The organism is Aeromonas sp. EU05-FHT14A05, from assembly GCF_058791175.1.
This window is the reverse complement of record NZ_JBYTDH010000013.1, coordinates 15,842-27,730: the sequence shown is the minus strand read 5'-3', so window position 1 is coordinate 27,730 and position 11,889 is coordinate 15,842. Positions and strand designations below refer to the sequence as shown.

Sequence of the window (11,889 nt, the reverse complement as noted above, 5' to 3'; positions counted from 1 at the left end):
TTAAAAGGTAACCACCTTTATATAAATATAACCTTTTATAATTCGGCTAAATTACAATTAAGACTATATTAAAATGCTGGGTAAATATGTTTATAATTGAAAAAAAATGTTTTTAGTATATCATACATGTATATTATCTATGTTGTGCCAGCATAGACTTAAGCAATAATGGGGTGAGTATGAAAAAAGTATTAATAACAGATCTTGATAACACATTATTTGATTGGTTTAACATTTGGTATCATAGCTTTAGCGCTATGTTAAATGAAATATCTAGGGTTAGTGGTTTTTCCGTCGAAGAATTGAAACCACAGATTAAAAAAATTCACCAGAAACATGGAACCGCTGAATATGCATTTGTATTAGAGGAAATCCCTCTACTGAAAGATAAATATGGAGATAGAGACGCCATACTAAAGGCTTTTGATTCTGCCATTCATTTATATCGAAGTGAAAGAAAAAAGAATTTGATTCTTTATCCTACGGTACATGAAACGTTATGTACGCTCAAGGAAAAAGGGGTGTTAATTATTGGTTACACAGAATCTAAAGAGTTTTATTCTAATTATAGGATTTCTAATTTAGGTTTGGATGGGGTAATCGATATTTTATTTTCCCCTGAGGATCATGATATACCGACAGGGGTTGTGCCTCAAACAAAATACAATCTTAAAATTACAAAAAATATGCACACACCACGCGGTGAAATAAAACCGAACCCTAAAATACTAAAGGAAATAATATCTTCTATAAATGCAACCTCTGATGAATGTGTTTATATCGGAGATAGTGAAATGAAAGATATAGCAATGGCAAAAGACGCTGGTGTAGATGCCGTTTTCGCGCGATACGGAACTACCCATTTTACCAATAATAAGGATGGGTATAATTTACTTCGCGATGTAACCCATTGGACTGATCAGGATGTGGCACGAGAAATAGAAATAAAGAACAGTAAAAAAGATATTCATGCAGATTTAGCTGTTGATAGCTTTGGTGATATATTGTCGTTGTTTAAGTTTGAAGGATTCCAAAAGCATGGCAAATGAAGTCGAAGAAAAAAGAAAAAATGATATTGAGCTACTGAAAGTAAAGGTAGACATATGGAAACAGGTCATTAATACTCAGCAGCACTTTAATGACCTAGAGATGAAAGTAAGAAATTTTGCGATATTGATTCTATCTGCATTTATTGGTGCTATCGGGGTCAGTTTTAAGTCTGGTTTTTCTCTCGATATAATGGGACATTCTACCTCTATAGCTACAATTCTCTCATTGGGTGCCGCTATTATTTGGATGCTATTCTTTTTTGTAGACGTTTACTGGTATCACCCTCTTTTAATAGGTGCAGTGAAACAGGGAATGAAAATAGAGAGAGAGCTTGAACATGAGTTGCCTAATATTATTGGGCTAACCAAAACAATTGGTGATGAAAGTCCAGTAAAAATAAAATTTTGGAAATGGAATACACATCTCCATAGTAAGGGAAAGGCCAACATATACTATATTGGTGTTTTTGTCATTCTTATAGTGTCATCAGTGATTTTGTTTTTTGTGGATACACCAAAAAATAGTGATGCTATTAACAAACAAAATAAGTCGGCAACTATAAATTGTACAAAACAAAAATATAACACTATTGAATGTGCATTTAATCTTCCGTAGTTTTTCAAAGTAAAGACCTATAACGTATGGATTGTCATCTCGGAAACATATTCAGACGGTCGTGAATTTAACGTTGTCGCGATACTTTATATAAAAATCAACCCGGCCTAAGCCGGGTTGGTTGTATCAAAAGACGGGAAAAATCACAGCGCCTCAAGGCGGGCATACGCCGTCACCAGCCACTTGGCGCCGACGTCATCGAACTGGATCTGCACCCGGCTCTGCTGGCCGACCCCTTCGAAGTTCAGCACTATGCCTTCCCCGAATTTCGGATGGAGCACCCGCTGGCCGAGCTTGATGCCGCTGGCGTCGAAGCTCTGCTGCACCTCGTTCTGGCTGAAGCGGCCGTACTGGGTGGGTCTGCTGACCTGGGTGCGCAGCCGGATCTCCTCCAGACACTCGGCGGGCATCTCGCGGATAAAGCGGCTCGGCTTGTGGAACATCTCGCGGCCGTAGATGCGGCGGCTCTCCGCATAACAGATGTAGAGCTTCTCCATGGCGCGGGTCATGCCGACGTAACAGAGGCGGCGCTCCTCCTCCAGCCGGCCCGACTCCTCGGTGGATTGCTGGCTGGGGAACATCCCCTCCTCCACACCGACCAGCAGCACCAGGGGATATTCCAGCCCCTTGGCGCTGTGCAGCGTCATCAGCTGCACCGCGTCAGCATATTCGTCCGCCTGATTCTCGCCGGATTCGAGCGCCGCGTGGGCGAGGAAGGCGGAGAGGTCGCTCATCTCTTCCAGCTCATCCGGGCGCTGGTACTGGCGGCAGGCGGTGACCAGTTCGTCCAGGTTCTCCACCCGCGCCTGGGATTTCTCGCCTTTTTCCGCCAGATACATGGCCTTGAGGCCGGAATTCTGGATGGCGATATCCGCCTGCTGGTGCAGGGGCAGCATGCCGACTTGGCTCTCCAGCGCGTCGATCAGATCGACAAAGCCGCGCACAGCGTTGCCGGCGCGACCGGTCAGCACCTTGTCGTTGAGCAGCGTCTTGGCCGACTGCCACAGGTTCTGCCCCTGATCGCGGGCGTTGCCGCGCAGGATCTCCAGAGTGCGATCGCCGATGCCCCGGGTCGGGGTGTTGACGACCCGCTCGAAGCTGGCGTCGTCGCCTCTGTTGTTGATAAGGCGCAGGTAGGCCATGGCGTCCTTGATTTCCTGGCGCTCGAAGAAGCGCAGGCCGCCGTAGATGCGGTAGGGCATGGCGTCCTGCATCAGCGCCTCTTCCAGCACCCGGGACTGGGCGTTGGAGCGATAGAGGATGGCGCAGTCGGCGAGCAAACCGCCTTTCTCTTTCCAATCCTTGAGGCGGCCCACCACGAAGCGGGCCTCGTCCACCTCGTTGAAGGCGGCGTACAGCGAAATGGGATCCCCCTCGGCCCCTTCGGTCCACAGCTCCTTGCCGAGCCGCTCGGCGTTATTGGCGATGACGCAGTTGGCGGCTTTGAGGATATTGGCGGTGGAGCGGTAGTTCTGCTCGAGGCGGATGGTCTGCGCCCCCTGATAGTCGGTCAGGAAGCGCTGGATGTTCTCTATCTTGGCGCCGCGCCAGCCGTAGATGGACTGGTCATCGTCGCCGACGATCATCACCCGGCCGGTGTCGCCGGCCAGCATCCGCAGCCAGGCGTACTGGATGCCGTTGGTGTCCTGGAACTCGTCCACTAGGATGTTCTGGAAGCGGTCGCGGTAGTGCTCGAGGATGTGGGGCTTGTTCAGCCACAGCTCGTGGGCGCGCAGCAGGAGTTCTGCGAAGTCCACCAGCCCGGAGCGATCGCAGGTCTCCTGATAGGTCTTGTAGATCTGCTGATAGGTGCGGGTGACCGGGTCGCCGTAGAGGTCGATGTCGCCGGGGCGCAGGCCTTCGTCCTTCTTGCCGTTGATGTAGCCCATCACGGCGCGGGGGGCCCAGTGCTTCTCGTCGAGGTTGAGCGCCTTGAGCACCCGGCGAATGAGACGGTACTGGTCGTCGGAGTCGAGGATCTGGAAGTCCTGCGGCAGCCCCGCATCCAGATGGTGGGCCCGCAGCAGGCGGTGGGCGATGCCGTGGAAGGTGCCTATCCACATGCCGCGCACCCCGTCGCCGATCACCTTCTCGACCCGGCCGCGCATCTCGGCCGCCGCCTTGTTGGTAAAGGTCACGGCGATGATGGAGAAGGGTGAGCAACGCTCCACCTGCATCAGCCAGGCGATACGGTGCACCAGCACCCGGGTCTTGCCCGAGCCGGCGCCCGCCAGCACCAGCAGATTGCTGCGAGGGGCCGCCACCGCGTCTCTTTGCTTGTCGTTGAGCCCGTCGAGCAGGGTTGAAACGTCCATCACCACTCCTGTTTATTTATACAGGCGGCGATTATACGGCCTGAGCGGCCAGAGACCAAGTCGAGGTGCGGCGCCTGCGCGCCCCTGCCGAGAGAGGCGCTCTGGCCGCCGGATTTGGTGCCGATGGAAACCACTTTTTTCATCGCCGGAGGAAAACGCTTGCGTATAACCTCATGAATAGAAACACAAATGTCATTTGGCGCCTATTAATCGCAGAATTTAACTCTGCAAACAAACCTAAAAACAAACACTTATAAAGCAATTTGCTTATATTTCAAACCGTTAACGCAAACGTTTTTCCTCTATGATCCCCTTGACCCACAGGCTGGCTCACTTACAGTTAGCCAGCGTGCTTTATGACCTGCCAAGACAGGTTGTGGACCCTCACATAACAATCAAGGATACGATCGTGACTAAAGTGCTCAAGCTGGCCACCGTGGCCGCCCTCACCCTCGCTGCCCTTTCTGCCCAGGCAGCCTCCGAGCCCGCCGTCATCTATGACACCGCTGGCAAATTCGACAAGTCCTTCAACGAAGCCGTGTTCCGCAACGGCGTCGAAGTCTACAACAAGGACAAAGGCGTCAAGGTCAAGGAGTTCGAACCCCAGAACGAAGCCCAGCGTGAGCAGGGTCTGCGCCGTCTGGCCAGCCGTGGCAACGGCCCCATCGTCGCCGTCGGCTTCAACATGGGTTCCGCGGTAGAGAAAGTCGCCACCGAGTTCCCGAAAACCCAGTTCACCATCATCGACATGGTGGTCGACAAGCCGAACGTCCAGTCCCTCATCTTCAAGGAGCATGAAGGCTCCTTCCTAGTGGGTGCCCTGGCGGCCATCGCCTCCAAGAGCGGCAAGGTCGGCTTCGTGGGCGGCATGGACATCCCGCTGATCCGCAAATTCCAGTGCGGCTACGAGCAGGGCGCCAAGTACATCAATCCGAAGATCGACGTGTACCAGAACATGACCGGCTCCACCCCGGCGGCCTTCGCCGACCCGGCCAAGGGTGCCGAGCTCGCCAAGTCCCAGTTCGCCAAGGGCGCCGACGTTGTCTATGCCGCCGCCGGCGGTACCGGCATCGGTGTCTACCAGGCTGCCAAGGACGAAGGCAAGCTGGCCATCGGCGTGGATTCCAACCAGAACCACCTGCAACCTGGCACCATGCTGACCTCCATGGTCAAGGATGTTGGCCTGGCCGCTTACAAGTCCTGGGATGACGCCGCCAAAGGCAGCTGGAAGCCGGGCATCCAGACCCTGGGTCTGGCGGAAGGCGGTGTTGACTGGGCGCTGGACGAGAACAACGCCAAGCTGATCACCCCGGAGATGAAGGCCAAGGTCGAAAGCATCAAGGCCGACATCATCGCCGGCAAGATCAAGGTGCACGACTACATGAGCGACAACTCCTGTAAGTACTGATACTGCGAGTACCGAGTCTCTGCTACGACTCTCAACCCAGACCGGCCCGCACGGGCCGGTTTTTAGTCTCTACTTCATGACCCGCAAGGACTGCATCATGGACCAGACAGATCGCTATGCCATCGAATTAAGAGGTATCGATAAGCGCTTTGGCGAGGTTTACGCCAACAAGCAGATCGACCTTCAGGTTCGTAAAGGCAGCATTCACGGCATCGTCGGCGAAAATGGCGCCGGCAAGTCGACCCTGATGAGCATCATCTACGGTTTCTACCACGCCGACAAAGGCGAGATGCTGATCGACGGCAACCCCTTCAAACCCCATGGCTCCCAAGATGCGATTGCCGCAGGGGTGGGCATGGTGCACCAGCACTTTATGCTGGTGAACAATTTTACTGTTTTAGAAAACGTGATCCTCGGCGCGGAAAACGGCTGGCACCTGGGCAAGAGCCTGGCGGCGGCCGAGAAACTGCTCGGCGAGCTGGCCAGGGACTATGGTCTCGAGGTACCGCTGCACGAGAAAGTCGAGGATCTGCCGGTGGGCCTGCAACAGCGGGTCGAGATCCTCAAGGCGCTCTATCGCGGCGCCCGCATCCTGATCCTCGACGAGCCCACCGGGGTGCTGACCCCGCAGGAGGCGGATCACCTGTTCGAGGTACTGAAAAAGCTGCGGGATCAGGGGGCGACCATCATCCTCATCACCCACAAGCTGCGGGAGATCCTGGCCATCACGGATCAGGTCTCCATCATGCGCCGGGGGGAGATGGTGGCCCACGTCGCCACCAAGGACACCGACAAGGAGCAGCTCGCCGAGCTGATGGTGGGCCGCAAGGTGCGCCTCAAGGTCGACAAGGGCACCGCCCAGCCGGGCGAAGCCAAGCTCAAGGTCGATGGCCTCTCTTACGTCGATGACGCCGGGGTGGAGCGGGTCAAGTCCGTCAGCTTCGCGGTGCGCGCCGGGGAAGTGGTCGGCATCGCCGGGGTTTCCGGCAACGGCCAGTCCGAGCTGCTCAGCCTGCTCGGCGGCATCCTCAAGCCCAGCAAGGGCAGCTTCACCATCGCCGGAGCCCAGAACCACGAGGTGAGCCTGAGCCATCCGGCCGATCCGGAGCGGGTGCGCAACTTCGGCCTCGGCCACATCCCGGAAGACCGCCACAAGATGGGGCTCATCAATCGCTTCGAGGCGAAAGAGGCCTTCATCCTCGGTTATCACCGCCGCACCCAGTACAACAAGGGCTGGCTGCAGGACAAGGAGGCGATCCGTCAGGATTGCCAGGCCAAGATGGAGAAGTGGGACGTGCGCCCGCCGAGCCCGGAGCACAAGACCGCGAACTTCTCCGGCGGCAACCAGCAGAAGCTGGTGATCGCCCGGGAAGTGGAGCAGGACCCGGATGTGCTGCTGGTCGGCCAGCCGACCCGGGGCGTCGACATCGGCGCCATCGAGTACATCCACCAGCAGATCATCGCCATGCGCGACAAGGGCAAGGCGGTGCTGCTGGTGTCGGTGGAACTCGACGAGATCATGAGCCTGTCCGACCGCATCCTGGTCATCGCCGACGGCCGCATCGTCGGCGAGCTGGACGGCGCCAAGGCGGATGAGCGCACCATAGGTCTGATGATGGCAAATATCGTTCCCGACGAGGTGGCGGCAAGCCAACCCGAAGGAGCCGCATCATGAACCAGGTATCCTGCCGTGAAACAGGGGGTCTGATGATGGTCAACACACCCGTGCCTGACGAGATTGCCAAGGAGGCCCACTGATGAGCCAAGTACGTATTCCTGCCTGGATCTCCGTGGGCGTGCTGCCCGCGGTCAACATCCTGCTGGCCTTCCTGGTGTCGGCCATCCTGTTCTACTACCTCGACATCAATCCGATCGATGCCGCCGAGATCATGTGGTACGGCGCCTTCGGCACCGGCGAGGGGATAGGCTTCACCCTCTACTACGCCACCGGCTTCATCTTCACCGGTCTGGCGGTGGCGGTGGCCTTCCACGCCGGCCTGTTCAACATCGGCGGTGAGGGGCAGGCCTATATCGGCGGCCTGGGTGTGGGGCTGGTCTGTCTGCTGCTCGGGGACGTGCTGCCGTTCGCCCTGCTGCTGCCGCTCGCCATCATAGCCGGTGGCCTGTTCGGTGCGGCCTGGGCCTTCATCCCGGCCTGGCTGCAAGCCAAGCGGGGCAGCCACATCGTCATCACCACCATCATGTTCAACTTCATCGCCGCCTCCCTGATGGCCTACCTGCTGGTCGACGTCTTCAAGCCGCCAGGATCCATGGCCACGGAGAGCAAGGTGTTCGCCGTGGCGAGCTGGCTGCCGAAGATGAGCGAGCTGGCGGCCGGTTTCGGTGTGGAGATGCCGAACAGCCCCCTCAACATCAGCTTCTTCTGGGCGCTGATCTGCGCGGCCCTGGTGTGGGTCTTCATCTGGCATACCCGCTGGGGCTACGAGATCCGCTCGGTGGGCGCGAGCCAGAGCGCCTCCGCCTATGCGGGCATCTCCTACCCCAAGGTGGTGATCCTGGCCATGGTGATCTCCGGCATGCTGGCGGGCTTCTTCGCCCTCAACGTACTGCAGGGCGAGCTGCACCAGATCAAGCTCAACTTCGTGGAAGGCTTCGGCTTCACCGGCATAGCGGTGGCCCTGATGGGTCGCAACCACCCGGTCGGCGTCATCATCGCCAGCCTGCTGTTTGGCTTCCTCTATCAGGGTGGCGCCGAGCTCAGCTTCGAGTTCGGGGTGGACCGCAACATCGTCGTGGTGCTGCAGGGTCTGGTGATCCTGTTCTGCGGCGCCCTTGAGCACATGCTGCGTCCGCGCATCGAGCAGGCCTATCTGGCCTTTGCCAACCGCTCAACCGCACAAGTGAAGGGAGTCTGATCATGTTCGAAATGCTGATCCTGATGCTGGACGCGACTATTCGTACAGCGCCGCCGCTTATTCTGGCGGCCATGGCGGGCATGTTTTGCGAGCGCTCCGGGGTGGTCAACATCGCCCTGGAGGGCAAGCTGCTGGCGGCGGCCTTCGCCAGTGCGGCCGCGGCCGCCGTCTCCGGCTCCGCCTGGATTGGGCTGGGTGCCGGGGTGGGTGTCTCCATCCTGTTCGCCCTGCTGCACGGCTTCGCCACCATCACCCACCGCGGGGATCAGGTGGTGAGCGGCATGGCCATCAACATACTGGCGGCCGGTCTGACCGTCACCCTGGGCCGCTACTGGTTCGATCAGGGCGGTCAGACTCCGGCGCTCTCCGGCGATGCCCGCTTCGCCCCCATCGACCTGCCCTTCGCCAAGGAGCTCTATGACGTGCCCGTCATCGGCCAGCTCTACAGCGAGCTGCTGAGCGGTCACTCCCTGCTGGAGTACGTGGCGTTCGCCGCCGTGCCCCTGGCCTGGTGGGTGCTGTTCCGAACCCGCTTCGGCCTGCGGCTGCGGGCGGTGGGCGAGGCCCCGGCGGCGGTGGATACCGCTGGTATCTCCGTGGTGCGGATGCGCTACACGGCGCTCATCATCGGCGGCCTGCTGGCGGGGATCGGGGGCACCTATCTGGCGGTGGCCCAGACCGCCCAGTTCATCCCCAACATGAGCGCGGGCAAGGGCTTCATGGCGCTGGCGGCCCTGGTGTTCGGCAAGTGGCGCCCCTGGAACGCCATGGCGGCCTGCCTGCTGTTCGGCTTCCTCGACGCGGTCGCCATCCGGTTGCAGGGGGTCAGCATAGGCGACTTCCCGATCCCGGTGCAGGCCATAGAGGCGCTGCCCTACATCTTGACGGTCTTCCTGCTGGCCGGCTTCATCGGCAAGGCGGTGGCCCCCAAGGCGCTTGGCACCCCCTATGTCAAGGAGCGGGAATAGCGCTCCGCCCATACCAAAAATGCAAGAAGGCCCACGAATGTGGGCCTTTTTTTGCGTGCTTCACCCCCCCAGGCGCCTCAGTTTATCTTGCCCATCTCGATGGCGAAGCTGGTGGCCAGCTGGGCGAACTTGAGGGCGTGGGCGGCCGAGGGATCCGAGTTCTGCAAGGTGTCCTGGGCGGTGTGGATCTTGGGGTTGTAGTCGTTGAAGCGCGACTCGAACGGCATGGCGGCCGGGTAGCCCTGATTGTGCCAGGAGGCGTGATCCGAGCAGCCGTAACCGCAGCTGTCGTAGCCGTAGCGGATCTGGGGCAGATAGGCGTCGAGCAGTTGGGCCAGATAGCCGGTCAGCCCCTGGTCGGTGTAGTCGGTCATGAAGACGATATCTTCCGCCGAGCCCTGATAGTTGGTCATGTCCAGCTGCAGCGCCGCCAGCACCTTGGTATTGGCCGCCTTGTAGCGGGTGGCGATGTCCTTGGAGCCGCGCAGCCCCACCTCTTCCGCCGCATAGCCGATGAACTGCAGGGTGCGCTCCGGCTGGCGGCCCTGCTCGGCGATGACCCGCAGCACCTCGGTCAGGGTGGCGATGCCGGAGGCATCGTCGTCGGCGCCGGGGGCCAGGGTGCGGCTGTTGGGGGCCGAGCCCGCGGTGGAGTCGAGGTGACCGCCGAGCACCACCACTTCGTCCGGGTAGCGGCTGCCCTTGAGGGTCAGCACCACGGATTGCTGCGGATAGCCGCTGTGCTTGACCCGGCTGACGCTGGCCCAGGGCAGGGTCGCGCTCAGGCTCTGCCACTGGCCGGCCACCCAGTCCGCCGACTGCACCCCTGTGGTGGTGGTGTAGTAGCGGTTGCGCCAGCTCGAGAGCTGGCTGATGGTGCCGACTATCTTGCCCTGATCCAGATGGGGCAGCAGCCGGTTGACGCTGGCCCCCTGGGTCATCGGCGGGGCACTGAACAGGTTCTGGCTGATGGGCTGGGCCATGCTCTGCAGGGCGTCGGCCAGGGTGCTGTGCACCACGTAACCGCCGCAGCGCTGGTGCCCTTCGTGCATCAGGTGGGAGAGAGTGCCGAGCTCGCTCGCCTCGACCTGGGCCAGCTGGATGGGGGCGCCGCTGGCGCTGAACAGGGGGGCCAGCCTGGCCTTGACCTGCTTGAGTTCGACGCCGCTGTCGGCACCGACCGTGATCCAGACGGGGTCGGCGGCCTGTGCGGCGAGGGGCAGCAGGGGGAGCAAGAGGGCGGTCAACAAGGGTTTCATATCGGATCCTTCCAGATAGAGTGGCGGGCAAAAGTGCCAAATGGGTGTCATAAGACGACCGGTCCAGTCTAGCCAAGGAGGCTGACCGGCGAATTTGCCCGTCTGGTGCGGCCGTCCCCCCGTCCGGTGGGGGCCGCTGCAGGATCTGCTGTCTACTGCGCCGGTATCAGGGGGGCGGACGGAGCTTTGTGCTGGCGAGGGGGTTCCACAGGGCGTGCCCGCCGGACAGAACGATGACAGCCCAGGCTGGGGGGCTGACAAAGGGAGTCAAACTGTGCCATGTCGGTGCGGATAGCCGAGGGTGCATCCATGATGATGCCCCTTGCAGCGATGACGTGCCTCAGGACTGGCCTTCCAATACCCAATTGGACAGCGCCTTTTTTATGAGGCGCATGTTGTCATCCGGGCGTCAACCTATGGGGCGCACCAGCGCCGGCTGGGCGGGATCGCTGAGCCGCTCGGCGAGGTAGTCCACCAGCAGCCGCACCTTGGGGGAGAGGTGGCGGTTGTGGGGATAGAGGGCCCAGATCCCCTCCTCTGGCGCCCGCAGCTCCGGCAACAGCTCGATGAGATCCCCCCGGGCGAGGTGGTCGCTCACGTAGTAGTCCGGCAGCTGGATGATGCCTATCCCCTTGAGCGCCGCGTCCAGCAGGGCGTGGCCGCTGTTGCAGTGGAGCAGGCCGCGCACCCGCACGCTGTGGGGTTTACCGTCCAGAGTGAAGTGCCACTCGTCGCCGTTGCCCACCAGGCAGTGGTGGCGGGCCAGCTCGGAGAGGCTGTTGGGGATGCCGTGACAGGCGGTATAGGCCGGCGAGGCGCACACATAGGGCACCCGCTGGGCCAGCTTGCGGGCCACCAGGGTCGAGTCCTTCAGGTGGCCGAGGCGGATCGCCAGATCGAACCCCTCGTGCACCAGATCCAGCAACTGGTTGGTGAGGTTGAGGGTCACCTCCAGCTGGGGGAAGCGCACCATGAAGTCGTTCACCAGGGGGGCGATGCGGCTCTCGCCATAGGAGACGGGGGCCGTGATGCGCAGGGACCCTTGCGGCACCGCCTGATGGCGCCCCAAGGCCAGCTCCGCCTCGTAGAGGTTGTCCAGCAACTGGCGACAGTGGCGAAAGTAGATCTCCCCGAGCTCGGTGAGCCGCACCTGACGGGTGGTGCGCAGCAGCAGCTTGGCCTGCAGCCTGTCTTCCAGCTGCGCCACCTGGCGGCTGACTTGCGCCACCGACACCCCCAGCTTGCGCGCCGCCGGGGTAAAGCCCCCCTGCTCCGCCACGCTGACAAATTCACAGACCCCTTCCCAGCCGAACATTATTACCTGTGTGTAAAAGTGATTTGATATTTAGCCTTATTATCACCAAATCGGCGGGAAACTACACTGAATGTCCGAACTCA

At 59.2% G+C, this 11,889-nt stretch carries 9 protein-coding genes; 6 read left to right on the top strand and 3 right to left on the bottom strand.

Annotated elements, in window-relative coordinates:
• The first annotated feature begins 179 nt into the window (after nucleotides 1-179).
• Both AC3WR3_RS16840 and AC3WR3_RS16835 read left to right on the top strand, forming a co-directional pair.
• A complete protein-coding gene (locus AC3WR3_RS16840) occupies nucleotides 180-1,049 on the top strand; it encodes an HAD family hydrolase (RefSeq protein WP_492292453.1) in 870 nt (289 codons plus the stop codon).
• The gene (locus tag AC3WR3_RS16835) at nucleotides 1,039-1,665 is read left to right on the top strand and encodes a hypothetical protein (RefSeq protein WP_492292451.1); all 627 of its coding nucleotides are present in this window, start codon (nucleotides 1,039-1,041) and stop codon (nucleotides 1,663-1,665) included. The genes AC3WR3_RS16840 and AC3WR3_RS16835 overlap by 11 nt, the downstream gene beginning before the upstream one ends.
• A gap of 143 nt (nucleotides 1,666-1,808) precedes the next feature.
• On the opposite strand, the gene uvrD is transcribed toward AC3WR3_RS16835, so the two are convergent.
• Nucleotides 1,809-3,980 (bottom strand): DNA helicase II, encoded by a 2,172-nt coding sequence (gene uvrD, locus AC3WR3_RS16830; protein WP_492292449.1) that lies wholly within the window; start codon nucleotides 3,978-3,980, stop codon nucleotides 1,809-1,811.
• 409 nt (nucleotides 3,981-4,389) lie between these two features.
• Here uvrD and AC3WR3_RS16825 point away from each other — a divergent pair, with 409 nt between their 5' ends.
• The 4 genes from AC3WR3_RS16825 (at nucleotide 4,390) to AC3WR3_RS16810 (ending at nucleotide 9,232) form a co-directional block, all read left to right on the top strand.
• Entirely contained in the window at nucleotides 4,390-5,388 is a 999-nt protein-coding gene (locus AC3WR3_RS16825; protein ID WP_005326140.1) for a BMP family lipoprotein, read from the top strand.
• Nucleotides 5,389-5,485: 97 nt separating this feature from the next.
• Nucleotides 5,486-7,063 carry an ABC transporter ATP-binding protein gene (locus AC3WR3_RS16820; RefSeq protein ID WP_139437734.1) on the top strand — a complete coding sequence of 526 codons (1,578 nt, stop codon included), beginning with the start codon at nucleotides 5,486-5,488 and terminating at the stop codon, nucleotides 7,061-7,063.
• Between the two features lie 82 nt (nucleotides 7,064-7,145).
• A complete protein-coding gene (locus tag AC3WR3_RS16815) occupies nucleotides 7,146-8,264 on the top strand; it encodes an ABC transporter permease (protein ID WP_202047911.1) in 1,119 nt (372 codons plus the stop codon).
• Nucleotides 8,265-8,266: 2 nt separating this feature from the next.
• A complete protein-coding gene (locus AC3WR3_RS16810; RefSeq protein ID WP_025325295.1) occupies nucleotides 8,267-9,232 on the top strand; it encodes an ABC transporter permease in 966 nt (321 codons plus the stop codon).
• Between the two features lie 77 nt (nucleotides 9,233-9,309).
• On the opposite strand, the gene AC3WR3_RS16805 is transcribed toward AC3WR3_RS16810, so the two are convergent.
• Together AC3WR3_RS16805 and AC3WR3_RS16800 are read right to left on the bottom strand one after the other, a co-directional pair.
• Nucleotides 9,310-10,491 (bottom strand): M28 family metallopeptidase, encoded by a 1,182-nt coding sequence (locus AC3WR3_RS16805; RefSeq protein ID WP_492292446.1) that lies wholly within the window; start codon nucleotides 10,489-10,491, stop codon nucleotides 9,310-9,312.
• Nucleotides 10,492-10,900: 409 nt separating this feature from the next.
• Nucleotides 10,901-11,806, bottom strand: a complete 906-nt coding sequence (locus AC3WR3_RS16800) for a LysR substrate-binding domain-containing protein (protein ID WP_492292444.1) — start codon at nucleotides 11,804-11,806, stop codon at nucleotides 10,901-10,903.
• Between the last annotated feature and the right edge of the window lie 83 nt (nucleotides 11,807-11,889).